15 protein-coding genes and 2 pseudogenes are annotated in these 16,796 nt (G+C 38.7%); 8 read left to right on the top strand and 9 right to left on the bottom strand.

All coding sequences use genetic code 11. The features are described 5' to 3' along the window. The 5 genes and pseudogenes from ES017_RS10010 to ES017_RS09990 all read left to right on the top strand — a co-directional run. Positions 1 to 114: transposase (locus ES017_RS10010; protein ID WP_171334972.1), on the top strand; the 114-nt coding region annotated here is incomplete at its 5' end. Beyond that, positions 114 to 896 (top strand): DMT family transporter, encoded by a 783-nt coding sequence (locus ES017_RS10005; protein ID WP_253263385.1) that lies wholly within the window; start codon positions 114 to 116, stop codon positions 894 to 896. The genes ES017_RS10010 and ES017_RS10005, both read left to right, overlap by 1 nt. 89 nt (positions 897 to 985) lie before the next feature. Next, positions 986 to 1,837, top strand: coding sequence for an oxidoreductase (locus ES017_RS10000; RefSeq protein ID WP_021095950.1), 852 nt, complete (start codon positions 986 to 988; stop codon positions 1,835 to 1,837). A 70-nt stretch (positions 1,838 to 1,907) separates the two neighbouring features. Further along, a complete protein-coding gene (locus tag ES017_RS09995) occupies positions 1,908 to 4,589 on the top strand; it encodes a helicase-related protein (protein ID WP_021095949.1) in 2,682 nt (893 codons plus the stop codon). A gap of 47 nt (positions 4,590 to 4,636) precedes the next feature. Then, positions 4,637 to 4,957: pseudogene (locus tag ES017_RS09990) on the top strand (mercury(II) reductase); the annotation flags it as partial. 23 nt (positions 4,958 to 4,980) lie between these two features. On the opposite strand, the gene ES017_RS09985 reads toward ES017_RS09990, so the two are convergent. After that, entirely contained in the window at positions 4,981 to 7,065 is a 2,085-nt protein-coding gene (locus ES017_RS09985) for a DNA topoisomerase III (RefSeq protein WP_035063636.1), read from the bottom strand. 179 nt (positions 7,066 to 7,244) lie between these two features. Between ES017_RS09985 and ES017_RS09980 the strand changes: the two are divergent. Beyond that, a pseudogene (locus ES017_RS09980) lies at positions 7,245 to 7,481 on the top strand (ferritin-like domain-containing protein); the annotation flags it as partial. A gap of 232 nt (positions 7,482 to 7,713) precedes the next feature. Here ES017_RS09980 and ES017_RS09975 read toward each other — a convergent pair. The 8 genes from ES017_RS09975 to ES017_RS09940 form a co-directional block, all read right to left on the bottom strand. After that, the gene (locus tag ES017_RS09975; RefSeq protein ID WP_021095945.1) at positions 7,714 to 7,908 is read right to left on the bottom strand and encodes a hypothetical protein; all 195 of its coding nucleotides are present in this window, start codon (positions 7,906 to 7,908) and stop codon (positions 7,714 to 7,716) included. Between the two features lie 190 nt (positions 7,909 to 8,098). Further along, positions 8,099 to 9,532, bottom strand: coding sequence for an alanine/glycine:cation symporter family protein (locus tag ES017_RS09970; RefSeq protein ID WP_021095944.1), 1,434 nt, complete (start codon positions 9,530 to 9,532; stop codon positions 8,099 to 8,101). Between the two features lie 302 nt (positions 9,533 to 9,834). Then, positions 9,835 to 11,739 (bottom strand): vWA domain-containing protein, encoded by a 1,905-nt coding sequence (locus tag ES017_RS09965; RefSeq protein WP_021095943.1) that lies wholly within the window; start codon positions 11,737 to 11,739, stop codon positions 9,835 to 9,837. A gap of 10 nt (positions 11,740 to 11,749) precedes the next feature. Then, entirely contained in the window at positions 11,750 to 12,571 is an 822-nt protein-coding gene (locus ES017_RS09960; RefSeq protein WP_235045465.1) for an AAA family ATPase, read from the bottom strand. A 194-nt stretch (positions 12,572 to 12,765) separates the two neighbouring features. After that, the gene (locus tag ES017_RS09955; RefSeq protein ID WP_003397198.1) at positions 12,766 to 13,029 is read right to left on the bottom strand and encodes a metal-sensitive transcriptional regulator; all 264 of its coding nucleotides are present in this window, start codon (positions 13,027 to 13,029) and stop codon (positions 12,766 to 12,768) included. A 63-nt stretch (positions 13,030 to 13,092) separates the two neighbouring features. Next, positions 13,093 to 13,467 (bottom strand): replication termination protein, encoded by a 375-nt coding sequence (locus ES017_RS09950; protein WP_003397201.1) that lies wholly within the window; start codon positions 13,465 to 13,467, stop codon positions 13,093 to 13,095. A gap of 163 nt (positions 13,468 to 13,630) precedes the next feature. After that, positions 13,631 to 14,530 (bottom strand): formyltetrahydrofolate deformylase, encoded by a 900-nt coding sequence (gene purU / locus ES017_RS09945; protein WP_021095941.1) that lies wholly within the window; start codon positions 14,528 to 14,530, stop codon positions 13,631 to 13,633. 91 nt (positions 14,531 to 14,621) lie between these two features. Continuing rightward, the gene (locus ES017_RS09940) at positions 14,622 to 15,443 is read right to left on the bottom strand and encodes a formate/nitrite transporter family protein (RefSeq protein ID WP_021095940.1); all 822 of its coding nucleotides are present in this window, start codon (positions 15,441 to 15,443) and stop codon (positions 14,622 to 14,624) included. A gap of 243 nt (positions 15,444 to 15,686) precedes the next feature. On the opposite strand from ES017_RS09940, the gene speE reads away from it, so the two are divergent. Both speE and rpmG read left to right on the top strand, forming a co-directional pair. Then, positions 15,687 to 16,535, top strand: a complete 849-nt coding sequence (gene speE, locus ES017_RS09935) for a polyamine aminopropyltransferase (protein ID WP_021095939.1) — start codon at positions 15,687 to 15,689, stop codon at positions 16,533 to 16,535. Positions 16,536 to 16,633: 98 nt separating this feature from the next. Continuing rightward, positions 16,634 to 16,783 carry a 50S ribosomal protein L33 gene (rpmG, locus tag ES017_RS09930; protein ID WP_021095938.1) on the top strand — a complete coding sequence of 50 codons (150 nt, stop codon included), beginning with the start codon at positions 16,634 to 16,636 and terminating at the stop codon, positions 16,781 to 16,783. The last annotated feature ends 13 nt before the right edge of the window (positions 16,784 to 16,796 follow it).

The following is a 16,796-nucleotide window of genomic DNA, read 5'->3' as shown; positions in this document are numbered from 1 at the left end:
AAAATGGAAGGAACGAATAACAAGATCAAGCTGATCAAACGTCGGGGATATGGATACAGAAATATCCAGCGTTTTGCATTACGGGTTCGGTTAGAAACGACTAACATACTTTAATGGCAGGTGCAAGTACATCTTTTGGTGATGAACCGTATTTATGGTTAAAAGAAAAAAACTGGAAGGTTTCGCGGTCACATTTATTGTATTTATTTTTACTAGGTGGCATTTTCTATATGATGCAATCTTCTTTTTATTTTCAGGCAGTAAAATATATTCCATCTTCACTCGCTGCGTTGTTGTTGTATTTAAATCCGATATTCGTCGCTATTTTTTCGTTTTTTATTAATAAAGAAAAGCTAACAAAGCACATCATCATAGCGATTCTCATTTCTTTTTTAGGTATGTTGCTTGTATTAGGGGCACCAGAAGGAAAAATTCAGCCGCTCGGTATTGCGTTAGCCGTTGGAGCAGCGATTGTTTACTCAATGTACATTATCGTTGGAAATAAAGTGACCGCACACGTTCCACCCATTACAGCGAGCGCCTACATTGCACTCTTTGCCGCTTTGTCTTTTTTTGTTTTTGGAATCGGTTCGGGAACATTACATTTTCAATTTGACGCAAAAGGATGGCTTCCAATTATCGGAACATCGTTCGTCTCAAGCGTTTTGGCCATGTTGACGTTTTTTGCAGGAATGAATATTATCGGTCCGACAAAAGCAGCAATTTTAAGTATGATAGAACCGATCGTGACGTTCCTTCTATCGATGGTATTTTTACATGAAAGCATATCATCTCTCCAAATGATTGGGGGACTGATTGTGTTGAGTGGAGCTATGCTTGTTGTCACAACAAAAGAACTTAAACTAAAGAAAAAATCGACCTCCATCAGTGCGTGATAGGGGTCGATTTTGCAAAATGGCAGGAATATTACCTATCGTTATCTAATTCCAATAAATATGTCTTCATAGTAGCGAGGAGGATTGTTGTGAATCAAAATGTAAACTCCCCGTCGGTGGCGCTAGTGACAGGGTCCTCGAGCGGGTTTGGGCCACTCGTAAGCGTTGCACTTGCGCGTGAAGGATATCAGGTCATTGCTTCAATGCGAAATATGCAAAACAAAGAAATGCTTGCAACCGTGGCGTCTGAAGCCGGCGTGTACGATCGGATAGAAATCGTATCTCTCGATGTCACCGATTTCGCTGCGGTGGAATCGGTCATGCACGATGTCATCAATCGCTACGGACGGATCGATGTATTAGTTAACAACGCAGGGTTTGCCACTGGCGGTTTTGTAGAGGAACTCTCACTTGAAGAGTGGGAGCGTCAATTTGCGACAAACTTTTTCGGGTTAGTGGCCGTCACAAAAGCTGTTTTGCCAATTATGCGAACGCAACGGAGCGGTAAGATTATCAACATTAGCAGCATTAGCGGACGAGTCGGTTTTCCGGCGATGGGTCCATATGTCGCTTCAAAATTTGCTGTCGAAGGATTTAGCGAATCGCTTCGTTTAGAGATGTTGCCGTACGGAGTATATGTCGTCTTAATTGAGCCTGGGTCATTCAAAACAAACATTTGGTCAAAAGGGCTTCAAGGGGTGTCCGTCCGTTCGGATTCACCATATGCAAAAGAAATGAAAACCATTGTGCAATACGTGAATCGAGTAGTCAAAACAGCACCACCTCCTGACGAAGTCATTAGGCAAATAATTAAAGTCGTCCAATCGCCGACTCCGCGTTTGCGTTACCCTGTAGGGAGAGGGGTCACATTGACGTTAAGGCTGAAAAACTGGTTGCCGTGGAAGTGGTGGGAATGGATTGTCATGAAATCTCTTAAATAGAAATAAGCACCATATATACAACTACAGAAAACATACATTTGGAAGTAGGAGGGAGGGAAACTTCACTTCAATGACTGTAAAGAAGCCAACAAATATATTAGAGAAATTACAAGCGCGATTGAATCACCGTTTTGCGGCTTTGGAAGAAGACATCTTTCATCTTATAAAAGAAGAATTGGTGTCGTTAGAAATTACGCCCGAACCTTTTCTTACAGTAAAGGACGTTTGGGATGATATAGAGTTGTATTGTTTCGATGAAAATTTATCTAATCGATGCGAAGAGAAAATACAAGCGTTTCTTTATGACTTACTTGCTAATTGTGTGAGAGAATTAGGAGTGGACGAAGTACGTACGTATCTCATAACCCAAGGGTGGTCAGATGAGGTGGAAGAAATGGACATGGAAGACCTTATTTACGAGGTAAATGAGCTATTAGACTGGGAAATTGCAGAAATCACCTTGGATTTGCTTGAGCATTTTGGCCAGTATGAATTGTCATTTCTCTATCGCAAAGAATATCCGTTTCAACAGTTATGTAAACAAATAGAAAAACCAGTGGATTTGCATTTTTTGAGCGATGCTCTATCTTCTTGGTTATTTGCAAGAAAGGAACAGATAAAAAAACAAATTCGAGAGGAGTGCGGAGAAACGCTGTTAGACGACTCATTAAAGATAACACCTTTTTCTAGCGAGAAACTAGTACAAGCCTTTTTTGATGCGGTGGATGAAGAACACCTAGCACAAATAGTTAAATACGTAGAAACAGAATTGACGAACGAAATAAAAACTCGCTTCCAAGCCTTACTTGCCATTCGTCAAACATCTATATGGAAAGTTTGTGAATCCATTATTGTTCAACATGTAGGCATATGGCTTCATGAAGTAAAAAAAGAAGCAAGAGCTCTGTACGATGAATGGGAGGAGCTTTGTCGCTTGCTCGAGAATAGTTGTTCTAAAGAGATGATAATAATCCTTGATAAAATGCGGCACTATCCGACTTTTATAAAAAAAGTAGATAAAAAACGAAGAACGAAAGAGGAATACGAAGCGATTCTATCTAAAATTGCGTATACGTATGTACAGTTGCTAAACGAAAAATATCAATGTTCAATAAAATGGAATCCACAAAAAATGAACCGTTGGTTGAGTACGTGGTTTACACCAATGGAAGAATTCGAACGATCGTTTCTTCATTCCAAGGAGTTTAACCGCCACTTAAAGGCGATAAGCAAGCAAATTTTTGAACATCCTTTATCACTTTCCGCTTCATCGGTTCACAAAAAATATATCGTCCATGTCGGTCCGACTAATTCTGGAAAAACATACGACTCAATGCAACGGTTGCTTCAAGCAAAAACAGGGATGTATTTAGCACCATTGAGATTGCTTGCGTTAGAAAAGTTTGAGGAGATGTGTTCCCACGGTATTGCATGTGCCTTAATAACAGGAGAAGAAAGAAAAAATGTACATGGCAGTACACATATAAGCGCAACGATCGAGTCGGTGAATGTCACCGATGAATTTGAAGTTGTCGTTATTGATGAATGTCAATTATTAGCGGATGAAACGAGAGGGGCTGCTTGGGTCAAAGCAATTATCGGGGTGAAAGCGAAAGAAATTCATTTGGTTGCTGCACCGCATGCTGTTAGCTTGCTTCAAACACTGCTAGCTTACCATCAGTTTGATTTTGAAGTGATCGAACACAAACGTACCACTCCACTTATTTGGGAAGAAAAGGATTTTTCTTTTCCAAAAGACTTGCAAAAAGGAGATGCACTTATTGTTTTTTCAAAAAAGAACGTTCTCCATGTTGCCGCTTCACTCGTAAAACAAGGCTATAACGTTTCGGTTTTGTACGGAAGCATGCCTCCTGAAACAAGAAGAAAACAAGTCGCGCAATTTCGGAAAGGGTTAACCGATATATTAATAGCAACCGATGCCATTGGCATGGGAATGAATCTTCCTATTCGAAGAGTCATCTTTATGGAAAGTGAAAAGTTTGATGGGAAAGCCGTTCGTACGTTAAAAGCAGAAGAAGTACAACAAATCGCAGGACGAGCAGGAAGAAAAGGAATATATGAAGAAGGGTTCGTCTGCGCTACGGTAAATCGAAAGAAAATAAAAAAGTTGTTAGAGGCGCCGGTAGCTCCTATTGAATATAGTTTTCTCCCTATATCAATCGAATCACTAAAAAAGTTTCCTTACGAATCATTCGATTTATTCAAACGGGCATGGAGCTTTTATCAAAACGAATTAAAAGAAACGCCTTATCGTGTTCATGAAATAAGCGAATGGGAAAGAAAAATGTTCGTTTTAGAAAAAACATTGAAAAAGATGAAGATCGAACTCCCTCTTTGGAAGAAATTATCTTTCTGTTTCGTTCCGTTTTCCATCGAAGAAACGAAGATAACGGATTGTTGGCTAACGATGATTAGAGAATATTTAACGGAAGGGAAGGTAACTCTGCCGCCTATCCTTACGTCGGTCGATACAATTGATGAATTGGAAAACAGCTATAAACAGCTTATGTTATTTACGTCATTTGCTTATTCTCAATCGTTGTCTTTTAACGAAGAAGAGGTTTTTGGACTGAAAGAAAAAATTTCTGAAAAAATATTTGAAGTACTATCTAAACATTTGATACGCTATATGAAAAAATGTAAAATTTGCAATCAAGAATTGCCTTGGGATTTTCCATATCCACATTGCCATCATTGTCATGAATATATGTATGTGGAGATGTCTTTTTAATTTGCTGCTTATCTTTCTAGGAGAATTTTGCACAAATGAACAATACACATGCAAAAGAAAAAGGATACGAAGTAAAAACATCTGTTTTGCCGTTAGAAGCTGTCCCGAGAGCCATTGTCAATCACGAGACAGTCGGTGTCTTTAAACTAGTCGCCGATGCAAAAACAGGGAAATTGCTTGGAGCTCACGTTGTCGCAGAACATGCGGGAGAAGTCATTTATGCAGCGACACTCGCCATCAAATTTGGCTTAACGATAAACGACCTCCGCGAAACGCTCGCTCCGTATTTAACGATGGCAGAAGGACTAAAGCTCGCAGCATTAACGTTTGATCAAGATGTCGGAAAGTTATCTTGTTGTGCGGGATGAGCCACTTCCATATGGAAGTGGCTCTAGTTTTCTTTCTTATTTAACGCTTGCTTTAACAAATCACCTAAACTTGTACCAAACGAATCGTTTTCAGCGCTATATTTTTTCAATAACGCTCGTTCTTTCTGTCCAAGTTTTTCTTTTTTCTTCTCTTCCGCTTTTTCAATGACATTGCAAGGGCGACATTGGAAGTAGACACCTGCTTTTCCTTCATGAATTTCCATTCGTTTTTTGCACTGTGGGCAGCGCCGGTTCGACAGCTTTGGATCTTTTCGCTTCCGGAATCGGCATGTCATATTCGAGCATACAAGCATGCGACCTTCTTTTGTCGCTCGTTCTTTTAAAAACGATCCGCACTCTGGACACATCGAGCCAGTTAAATTATGGGCACGATACATTCGATCGCTTTGTTTTATTTCCGCCACTAACCGCTCCGTTTGCTTGCGGATGTGTTGGAGGAACGTTTTCGGATCACCGTTTCCACGAGCAATTGCTTCTAATTCTTTTTCCCAACGCGCAGTCAGCTGCGGCGATCTCAATTCCTCATTGACAAGTTCAATCAATTGTTTCCCTTTTGGTGTCGGATAAAACCGTCCGTTTTTTCGCTCAACCGTTTCCGTTTCGACGAGGCGTTCAATAATTTCCGCGCGCGTCGCTGGCGTACCCAGTCCGTATTTTTCCATTTGCGACAAAAGGTCGGCTTCAGAATAGCGAGGAGGGGGCTCTGTTAGCGCTTCTTTTTTCTCTAATATAACAGGAACCATTTGTCCTTTCGTAAAAGTAGGGAAGGTTCCTTTCTCTTCTTGCTTTTCTAGAACGCGCCGAAACCCTGCGTTTACTACTCGCGTTTCGCGCGCGACAAATGCTTCGCCGTCGATTTCAAAAACAACATGAATGGTTTCATAGTCACATGCTGGATAGAAGAGTGCTAAAAAGCGACGAGCAATTAAGTCATATAGTTTTCGTTCATCGGCAGAAAGCTTGCCGATGTCCAATCGTTCTTCTGTCGGGATAATCGCATGGTGATCCGTTACTTTTTCGTTATGAAATACCCGCTTAGCTACTACCTTCCCTTTGTTTTTTAAAAGCGGAGCAATTTCGTCTCCGTATCCAGATTTCATCGCCTCTAGCCGATCAGCCATCGTACTTTCCATATCGGTCGTTAAATAGCGCGAATCGGTGCGTGGATAGGTGACGAGTTTATGCTGTTCATATAGCCGTTGTAGCACGCTTAACGTTTTTTTCGCGGAAAAGCCAAACCGTTTGTTTGCGTCCCGTTGTAATTCGGTTAAGTCGTAAGGGAGCGGCTGCGGCTCTTTTTTTGTTTTTCTTTCGACAGAAATAACCGTCGCTTGCTTGTTTTTTAGTTTTTCATATAGCTGTTCTGCTAGTTCTTTTGAAAAAATCCGCTTTTCCCCGTTACGCTCCCAAAAAGCAACAACAGACCCGACGTTGGCACGAATCGTCCAATATGGTGCTGGTTTAAATGACTGAATTTCTTTTTCTCGCTCAATCATCATCGCAAGCGTCGGTGTTTGGACGCGACCCGCGGAAAGAGGCTCGTTATATTTGGTCGTTAACGCTCTCGTCACATTTAACCCAATCAACCAATCGGCTTCTGCCCGGCAAACAGCAGATTCATATAAACGTTCAAACTGTTTTCCTGGTTTTAAATGTTGAAATCCGTCGCGAATGGCTTGATCGGTTTGTGACGAGATCCAAAGGCGAAGGAGCGGTTTTTTCCAACGAATTTTTTGCAAAATCCAGCGCGCGACAAGTTCGCCTTCTCGTCCAGCGTCGGTGGCGATGATGCAGTTTTTAATGTCTTTACGTTTGGCCAATGCTTCGATTGCCCGAAACTGATGGCTCGTTTGCCGAATGACGTTCAGTCCCATTTTTTCCGGGATAATCGGCAAATCTTCTAACCGCCACGTTTTATATGTTGGATCGTAATGCTCGGGCATTTTTAATTCAATTAAATGCCCAAGCGCCCATGTGACAATATATTTCGGTCCTTCAAAGTAATGTTTATGTTGCTCCCGACAACCAAGCACGCGGGCAATTTCCCGAGCGACGCTCGGCTTTTCGGCCAGAACAAGTGATTTCATCATATTTTCCTCCTGATCACAAGACTACTTGTTCAGTATAGCGGAAGAAAGGGAAGTTTGCATACCTGACACTTTAAGAAAAAGAAGGGGACGTGGTGAAATGGTAGAAGTATGACCAGTTGAACGATTCACAACCAAGTAGGTAGAGTACCATGAAACTGTGGAATTTTACAAAACTATTTGAGCATATTTATTTTAGTCTGACTGGGAAGCGTCCTCAACCGAAAATGAGCGAACAATGTCCGGATGATTTCAAGCGTGGGTTAGAAATTGCTTTGCAAGACGAGCAACAAACGGTCGATTTTTATTTAGAAATTACGGACTATATAACGATCCCGTTCATAAAAGAAACATTTCGCCGAGCAGCGGCTGATGAACAAAACCACGCCGTTTGGTTTTTATACTATTTTTTTTGAAAGAAAAATCATGAGAGGGCAGAACAAAAACTGCCGCTTTTTTCACGTTCATTTTTAGTTTACATAACATAAATTATAGGAAGTTATACAAAATTTATCTCACATAAAAAGTAAACTTTTATTTTTGAGACAGAAAAGAAAATAAAAACGTAGCTGTTTTATAGTTGACGAAACGAACTACAGCTACGTTTTACGATAAAATGCATACACCACATAATCCGTCCTTTCTTATTTAAGCAATATCCTCATTGCAATAGCGAACACCTTTGTATTGAATACGGATCGGGATTTGTTTTTCTCGTTCGTACTGGCGGCATAGCTTTTTCGCTTTTATGCACGCATCCATCATTCCGCGAGCAGTAATTGCTTCTTCCCATACAACTGGTTGTTGATGATGTGTACTAAAATTGAAAATATACTGTTTCATATAAATCCTCCCTTCTTTTTTCTTTGTATATCTTCAAACATTCATTCCGATTATTATTATAATGCAAACCTGTATTACAAAAAAGATTGAAACTGTTACAACATTGTAAACTTTTACAATAGATCGTGTAAATAAAAAACAAGCCTAAGGAAACACCCTTAGACTTGTCCGCTTTCATTTGAACTCAAACTTATTTGCCCACAGCTTTTTTCACATGTCCTTCTTTGCGCGTTGGCCAACATTCAACACCTTTTAACCCTTCAATATCGTCAGCATAAAATACAGGATCTTCTCCGCGTTTACGTTTTGCCATATAGTCATCAAGCGCTTTGAACGCAATACGACCAAGTAAACCGATTGCTACTAAGTTGGTTAATGCCATAAGCGCCATCGCTAAGTCAGCTAAATCCCAAACAATTTGTAAGCTAGCAAGCGCTCCGAAAATAACCATTCCGATTGCTAGGACGCGATAAACGAATAAAGCTGTTTTTCCTTTACTAATAAATTCAATGTTTGCTTCACCGTAGTAATAGCTTCCGATGATTGAGCTGAAAGCGAACATGAAAATAGCTGCTGATAAGAAAATACCTGCCCAAGAACCGAAGTGCTCAGAAAGTGCTGCTTGTGTTAATTCAATACCAACAAGTTCGCCCGTTTTATACGTATCTGACAATAAAATGATAAATGCTGTAGCACTACATACAAGTAATGTGTCGAAAAATACCCCTAGTGCTTGAATAAAACCTTGTTTCGCTGGATGTGAAACTGTTGCTGTTGCTGCAGCGTTTGGTGCACTACCCATACCAGCTTCATTGGAGAACAATCCGCGTTTTACCCCCATCATAATTGCAGCGCCCATACCACCGCCCACAACTTGTTCTAAACCAAAAGCACTCTTAAAAATTAAAGCAATAACTGCTGGAATTTCAGTAATGTTTATTACCATTACATACAATGCTAATCCGATGTAGAAAAACGCCATGATTGGAACAATAATTTCAGAGAAACGAGCAATGCGTGTAACTCCACCGAAAATAATGACTGCTGTTAATGCCGCTAAAAGGAAAGCGGTTACATAAGGGTTCACGCTAAATGAATTTTTAAACGCTGTAGCAATTGTATTGCTTTGCACGGCGTTAAATGTTAATCCGAAACTTGCGATAATTGTGAAAGCAAAAATTGTGCTCATCCAACGTGCGCCCAATTGTTTCTCCATATAATATCCTGGGCCACCTTTAAAACCAACATCGCTTTTTACTTTAAAAATTTGCGCTAATGTACTTTCAACAAATGCGCTTGCTCCACCTAAAATCGCAACAAGCCACATCCAAAATACTGCTCCTGGACCACCGATTGCTAAAGCCATCGCAACCCCAGCAACGTTACCCGTTCCGATACGTGTCGCAGCACCAATGAAGAATGCCTGAAGTGAAGAAATTTCTTTTTTCCCTTTTGACTCAGGGGATTTTTCTTTTAGGATTCGAAACATTTCTCCAATCAAGCGAATTTGTGCAAATTTCGTCCCGATCGTGAAATACAAACCGAGACCGAGCAATAAACCGATAATGACATAAGACCAGAGAATGTTGTTTAAAAATCCGACTGCTTGATTAATGAGCTCCATACACTTCCTCCTTAAAAATAAATAATTAAGATAATTAGTAAGATTATTAATCTTGCAATAGTATTATCTGAAAATTAAATTTATACGTCAATAGAAAAAAATAGAAAAACACAACCGTTTTACAGCGTTAAAGGAACAAAATTGAAAATAAATTATTTTTGTATACTATTCCAAAACAATCTTAACAACAAGTATTTTATTTTCTCACATACTATTCAAATACAATCTTTTTTTAAAAAAATTTTTTGTTAACTAAAAATTTTTTTTAATTAACATAAAAACACCCAAAATGACGGGTGTTTTTACAATTTGTATAACAATAATTTTTTTAGTAAAGGGGCTAAAAATGTCGGTAACTGTTCTACATTTGGAACAATGACATGATAATGTCCATATATATTTTCAATCGTTTTTTGTTGACTTTCGGTAATCATTCCGTTAGCTAAAAACACATTGACTACTTCAATTCCTAATTTTCTCGCTTCCGTCACCGCTTCATGTGTATCTACAATACCGTTTTGATCGTATCCAAAGGCTGCTGGTTCCCCATCCGAAAAGACGAGTAAAAATTTTTGTTTTTCGTTTCGTTTTTGCAACTCTTCTGTCATTAGCCGAATGGCCAAACCATCGCGATTATCTTCTTGAGGTTCTAGCTGCATAATTTCCGCTCCACGTCCCTTTTTCAAAGACGCATCAAAATCAATAACTGTTTGAAAATAATTTGGTTGATAAGACGGTGTCGCTTCGTTTGTATCCTCCCAAAAACCAACAATTTTATGTGGAACGCGAAGCGCTCGGAGGGATTCGTGAAATAAAACAATCCCCCTTTTCGTTTCTTCCATTTTGTCATACATCGATGCAGAACAATCGACAAGCAACACAAAAACAGCGTCTAACAAAGGAGATGTTTCATGCTTTTTATAAAATAAACGTGGATGAGCCTCGATAAAAAAGCGTAATAGCTTTTTATTTAAACGTCCGGCATGTAAATCTGTACGCGGATGTATTTTTTTATGCTCGAGTACTTTTTCAATTGTTTGCGTCAACTTTTTTTGATACGGCCTAATGGCTTCTCGATCACGTTCATACTGTCTCATTTGTTGTACTGTTGGTGGCGAAGCATCTACAAATATCGGTTTCGCATAACGATTTTCTTTTCCGTATTCGTACTCCGAACGTCCAAAAAGCCCTTGGCGATATTGTTGTTGTTCTAAATGCGTATAATCATTATGCGTCGTTTTTTGTGATGAACCGTGCACGATCCCAAGCGCTTGATCTCCCGCTTCTCCTTGACGAACTCCTTCGCCAAGCAAATCCGTTTGCGTTCCTTGCTCTAGATCAAACTGCAAAAAACTGTTTGTCATATCGCTTGTTTCGCGATGCCATGTATGCATCACTTCTTGAAAAATCTCTTCGTCTTTCGATTTCTCATCGAGCACATCATGATTTTTCAGCGGATCTTTGCGGCGAATATCTTCCCTATCTTCTTGCTGATCAGTGTAAATGTACTCTGGGAGATGAAAATATATGTTTAACATATCGGCATCTAACAATTCATCTAACACATCTACAACTGTAAGTACAATACGTGAAATATGATCGGTCGATTTTGCATCATATACATTTCGTATTTCACGCTCAACAAACGGAAGAGCGGGTCGCAATGGTTCAGGGAGAAAAACTTCCTGCTCTGGATGTTCCGCCGTTAATAATAAATATAGAAAATTAAACAATGCGTCTGTATGAACGCTTTTTACCATATTGACGTTCCATTGCGTTTGAAAATAATGACGATACACCTGTTTTCGAATGATAAACGATTTTTTTGTTCCAGGACGCACACGTCGACATACATCTTCTAAACGAAGATCTTCAAGCAACATAAACAGTTGTTTAGCGAAATTCCGAATAGAATAGCCCTTCACTTGATTAAGAAAAGAAATAATATGTTCGTCATTTGTATGATAAAAATTTCCGATCGTTCGCAAAAACACATCACTTTTTAGCCCATATACGTACTGCTCTTTTGGACGATTGTCCCAAAAATGACTAACAACCACTTTTTTATGTTGTCGATCAAGATACGACTGATAGCCAAATTCGAGCTCCATTTGCTCATCTTTTGTTAATGTTTTCACTAAATCAGATAGCTCCATAAACAAAAAAGAATCGACTTTTTTATCATTAAACATAATAAAACGATTCATTCAGCCACCCTCATTCATCAAACAACGTTTCTGCTAAATTACGCACCGCGGCTTTTTCACGATCATCTTCTAATTTTTCAACGATCGCCCGCTCGATTGCTCGTCGTGGTGGAATGTATACTGCTAAATCACAAGCATCGATTAATGCCCGAATCGAAGCTGCTTCTTCTGATACATATCCTTGCTTTACTTGAACAATTAAATCCGCTGACAATGTGACAAAACGATCCAATAACGTATCATTCGTCAGCTTCGTTTGCTGTTTCAAAATACTTTTTAACGCCTCCCCTTGAACGTACGGTACGTCAATGACAACAAAACGGTTTTTTAACGCTTCGTTTAACGGAACTGTTCCAACATATCCTTCGTTAATGGCTGCAATGACACCAAATGTCGGCTTTGCCTTTACGACTTCAGCAGTAAACGGATTTGTAATCGTTTTTCGATAATCGAGCACCCCGTTTAAAATGGGCAACGTTTCTGGCTTAGCCATATTAATCTCATCGATGTATAATAAATGCCCTTTTGTCATCGCTTGAATGACTGGCCCCGGTACAAATTCAATCGTTGCTTGCCCATTTGTTTGTTGAATCGTTTTAAATCCAAGCATTGCCTCAGCATCTAAATCGATCGAACAGTTTATGCTATGCATGGGCTGTCCAAAAAAGGTTGATAATGTTTCTGCTAATTTTGTTTTTCCTGAACCTGTCGGACCTTTTAATAACACATTTTTTCCTAACGCTAAAGCGATAATCGCGTCATATAAAATGGATTCATGGGCTGGTGTGTATGCAGTAGCCCCGATTCGTTCGATTTCGTCATGTTTAAACATTTCTCTTCTCTCTTCTATCATCGTTTGAATCGTTTCAGGAAGTGAAAATGATTGTGTATACATCATGATGTCAACCCTTTCTATGTTTTCATACGTACGTATTGTACAAAAAATGCACTCATTTGTACAAACAAACAAATTGTTTAACATAATAACATTATGTTAATAAAAAATAAAAAAGGAGCCACTCGGCATTATCGACTTTTGACGAGTAGCTCAACTGCTTCTTGAATAAGCTTTTCACTTTCTAATGATCCTGTTTCGATATCTTTGCGAATGCAACGCTCCAAATTAGCACTTACAACAACCGCAATGGCACGATCGACAGCGCTACGAATAGCAGATAATTGGGCAACTACTTCTTTACAATCTTTTTGCTCATCCATCATTTTGAGCACACCACGAACTTGTCCTTCAATTCGTTTTAATCTGTTTTTCACTTGGTTATCGTATGTCATATTTATCAATCTCCTTTTTCTATATACCCTTATCAGTATATTAAATGAAATATGATCTTATTGTCAACTAAAATTATCTTTAATTGCTTTACGAATAAGCGCTTCACAACGATCTAATTCTGTTTTTAATTGCCGCTTATATAACTGGGCTTTTTTATATCCTTCCTCAGTAAAACGGTAATAAACAACTTCTTGATACTTCATCCCCTCTTTTTTCTTTTTTACTTGTTCTAAAATCCCATCCTCAATTAAATCGTGTAGTGCTTTGTATACTTCTGAATGATTCGGACGGTATCCAAACGGCTGAAATTCTTCACGAAGCACGTCTAGTAATTTCAGTCCATACAATCGTTCTTGTTCGGTTAAAGTAATTAAATACAGCTTTAAAAATGCGCGTTGCTTTAATAAAAATCCGCTCGGTTTTCTTTTTTCGCTCATCTTTTCCTCCTCCTCTCATATGACACATTCTTTACTCAAAAGAAAAATCCTTCTATACTTCCATTATAATTGAACATTTTTATTTTTATTCAGTTTTTATTTAGAACATAGTTTTATCATATCAATTTTTTACAAAAAAAAGAAGAAGAGTAGCTCCTCTTCTTTATTTGAATACAATTGTTTTATTTTCATGAACGATGACACGATCTTCTAAATGCCACTTTAATGCGCGAACGAGGACTGTTTTTTCGATCATGCGCCCAATTCGTTTTAAGTCTTCTACATGATGTTTATGATCGACTCGTTCCACATCTTGTTCAATAATTGGCCCTTCATCTAAATCATCTGTTACATAATGAGAAGTGGCGCCGATGAGTTTCACTCCACGTCGATAAGCTTGCTCGTATGGTCGCGCACCAATAAACGCCGGTAAAAACGAATGGTGAATATTAATAATTTGCATTGGAAACGTTGCGACAAAACGAGATGATAAAATTTGCATATAACGAGCAAGCACAATGACATCAATATCATGTTCCTTTAACAATTGTATTTGTTTTTCTTCTGCTTCTTGTTTTGTTTCTTTTGTCACTGGTATGTAGTAGTACGGGATACCGAATGACTCTACCGTTTCTCTCATTTGTTCATGGTTGCTGATGACGAGGACGAAATCTGCAAGCAATTCACCCGCTTGCCATTCCCACAATAACTCTAATAAGCAATGTTCTTCTTTTGAAACGAATATCGCTACCTTTTTTATATGCGTATGTAGACTCAATCGCCATTTCATTGAAAAACGTTGTGCAATCGTTGCGAACTTTCTCTCCATCTCCTCTTTTCGTTCCGATATATTCGGAGCATCAAACTCAATTCGTAAAAAAAATGTACCGCCTTCAGGGTCTGTCGAATATTGACTAGACTCAACAATATTGGCTCCTTGTTCATACAAAAAAGTTGTAACCGCTGCAACAATTCCCGGTTGATCCGGACATGAAATAAGCAAGCGTGCCCGATGTTTATATTTGTCCATAAACTTTTGCGCATGTTTTTGTTGAAAATACATCATAACCCCCCTATAAAACGATGAAATAAATAATAGCCATTATTATAACAAATAAACAAATAGTCGAGAACATATCTCGACTACTATTTTCTTACTTATTCATTATTTTTCGTATTCCAAAAGCTCCTTTCCATATAGGAGCAGGCTGTTTGACGGAAGATGAAAGGTACGTGTATAACGCGCCCATAAATAATGAACCACCGACAATATTACCGAGCGTTACAGGTATGATGTTATGAACCATTCCTGCCACATGAATCGTATCAGGATGTTGAACAGCTAATGCAAGGGAGAAAATAACAAAATTTGCGATCGAGTGTTCATATCCAGAAGCAAAAAAGACGAAAACGATTAAAATCATGGCGAACATTTTTGCGATATCTTCTTTCATTTGCATCGGAATAAAAATAGCTAAACAAACGAGCCAGTTACACAAAATCCCTTTCACAAACAGTTGTAACGTTGTTGCATGCATTTTTTTCAATGCAATCGCAAATAGTAAATGATCCATCGGAAGATCATGAAAAATCCCTGACTGTGCGATTAAAAAAGCAAAGAAAATAGCACCGAGCAAATTCCCGCTATAACATGCGACCCAGTTACGAAGGGTGTCTCCAATCGTCGTTTCTTTTTGCAGGGTACTAACGGTAAAGTACATCGTATTTCCTGTAAACAATTCTGCCCCACCATACATGATCAGTACAAGAGCAATCCCGAAGAAAATGCCGCTTACTAAATAAGTGGCTGGTGAATGTGTTTCGTAAAAGTATTGACCAACCCGAACACAAAGAACAAGAGCAAAACCGATATATACACCTGCTAAAGCAGCACGAATCATGTATTGAAGCAGTGATTTTTGCAAAATAGATCGCTTCTTTAATGCGAGCTCTTTACATGTTTGTAAAGCATCCATCATTTCCTCACTTCTCTTTCTATTTTTGTGATGTTTTTCACACTTTATCCTACTCCTCTTCCTTACGTTTTTCAACGAATTTATGTAAATGTTAAAAGAACTGTCAACACTTTATTTTTGTAAACGATTGCGAACAAAAAGACTATTGCAATTTTTGCACATATTGTTCTCACCCTTTGCAAATCTATACAGAAATATATTAATATAAAAAAGGTGTAAAATACGTTGTTAGAGGAGGAAGCTATGAACTACATAAAGGAACAAAACGGTGAGTTGTGGTTAACAGAAGATGAACGTGAAAATTTAAAAATTAGTTATCGCATTAAAGAAATCATTTACTCAGAACGTTCACCATTTCAACATGTGATGGTTTTAGACTCATACGACTTCGGAAGAATGCTCGTACTTGACGGAGTTGTACAAACAACTTCCATTGATGGTCATATTTATAACGAGATGATTGCACATGTTCCTCTTTCTCTTCATCCGTCGCCGAAAAAAGTTTTAATTATTGGCGGGGGCGATTGTGGCGCAGCTCGTGAAGTGGCGAAATATGAAGAGGTAGAAGAAATACATCTTGTCGAAATTGATGAACTTGTTGTTCAAGCATGTAAAGAGCATTTACCTGAAGTATCTGGAAATCTTTCGGATCCGCGTGTGCAATATATATATAAAGATGGGGTTCAATTTGTGAACGATCGCGTGAATACGTATGATGTCATTATTATTGACTCGTCCGACCCGATCGGCCCTGCACAAGTATTATTTGAATACGATTTTTACAAAAGTGTGCATGAAGCACTCAAAGAAGATGGGATGATGGTTTGTCAAAGCCAATCCCCTATTTTTCATATGGACGTATTGAAACAAACATATACAAATATTCGTCATTTATTCCCGCATGTACACGTATATACAGCTACTGTTCCAACATATCCTGGCGGGCTATGGAGCTTTACGCTCGGTGGTAAACAACCTATTTCATTTGAGCGACTCAACACATTCTCAAAACAAACGAAATACGCAAATGCGGATGTATTAAACCAATGCTTCCGTCTCCCACAATTTATGAAAGAACATCTTCAATCGTAGTCGGAATCATTCCGGCTACGATTGTTGACAAACATACTTTTTTATATTACGATACAAAACGTAATGATTACTATTATCTTTTTTGAGGAGGACGAAACATGCGTGTGAAAATCGTTTTACAATGTACAGAAACTGGGGATCGTAACTACATAACAACGAAAAATAAACGCAACAGTCCAGAGCGGCTAGAATTAAAAAAATATTGTCCTCGTCTAAAGCGCCATACGTTACATCGTGAAACAAAATAATCCGTGGCATATG

This window comes from Anoxybacillus sp. EFIL, assembly GCF_013096955.1.
GTDB lineage: Bacteria > Bacillota > Bacilli > Bacillales > Anoxybacillaceae > Anoxybacillus > Anoxybacillus ayderensis.
Note: the sequence above shows the minus strand (reverse complement) of the source record. Positions and strands in the feature narration are given on the sequence as shown.

What these genes read in the sequence shown, in the direction of transcription:
- ES017_RS09970 (WP_021095944.1), bottom strand. Translation starts at nt 9,532, where the DNA reads ATGGAGCTCATTAATCAAGCAGTCGGATTTTTAAACAACATTCTCTGG.
- ES017_RS09965 (WP_021095943.1), bottom strand. Translation starts at nt 11,739, where the DNA reads ATGAATCGTTTTATTATGTTTAATGATAAAAAAGTCGATTCTTTTTTG.
- ES017_RS09985 (WP_035063636.1), bottom strand. Translation starts at nt 7,065, where the DNA reads ATGAAATCACTTGTTCTGGCCGAAAAGCCGAGCGTCGCTCGGGAAATT.
- speE (WP_021095939.1), top strand. Translation starts at nt 15,687, where the DNA reads ATGAACTACATAAAGGAACAAAACGGTGAGTTGTGGTTAACAGAAGAT.
- ES017_RS09975 (WP_021095945.1), bottom strand. Translation starts at nt 7,908, where the DNA reads ATGAAACAGTATATTTTCAATTTTAGTACACATCATCAACAACCAGTT.
- ES017_RS09940 (WP_021095940.1), bottom strand. Translation starts at nt 15,443, where the DNA reads ATGGATGCTTTACAAACATGTAAAGAGCTCGCATTAAAGAAGCGATCT.
- ES017_RS10005 (WP_253263385.1), top strand. Translation starts at nt 114, where the DNA reads ATGGCAGGTGCAAGTACATCTTTTGGTGATGAACCGTATTTATGGTTA.
- ES017_RS09995 (WP_021095949.1), top strand. Translation starts at nt 1,908, where the DNA reads ATGACTGTAAAGAAGCCAACAAATATATTAGAGAAATTACAAGCGCGA.
- purU (WP_021095941.1), bottom strand. Translation starts at nt 14,530, where the DNA reads ATGTATTTTCAACAAAAACATGCGCAAAAGTTTATGGACAAATATAAA.
- rpmG (WP_021095938.1), top strand. Translation starts at nt 16,634, where the DNA reads ATGCGTGTGAAAATCGTTTTACAATGTACAGAAACTGGGGATCGTAAC.
- ES017_RS09955 (WP_003397198.1), bottom strand. Translation starts at nt 13,029, where the DNA reads ATGACATACGATAACCAAGTGAAAAACAGATTAAAACGAATTGAAGGA.
- ES017_RS09950 (WP_003397201.1), bottom strand. Translation starts at nt 13,467, where the DNA reads ATGAGCGAAAAAAGAAAACCGAGCGGATTTTTATTAAAGCAACGCGCA.
- ES017_RS09960 (WP_235045465.1), bottom strand. Translation starts at nt 12,571, where the DNA reads ATGTTTAAACATGACGAAATCGAACGAATCGGGGCTACTGCATACACA.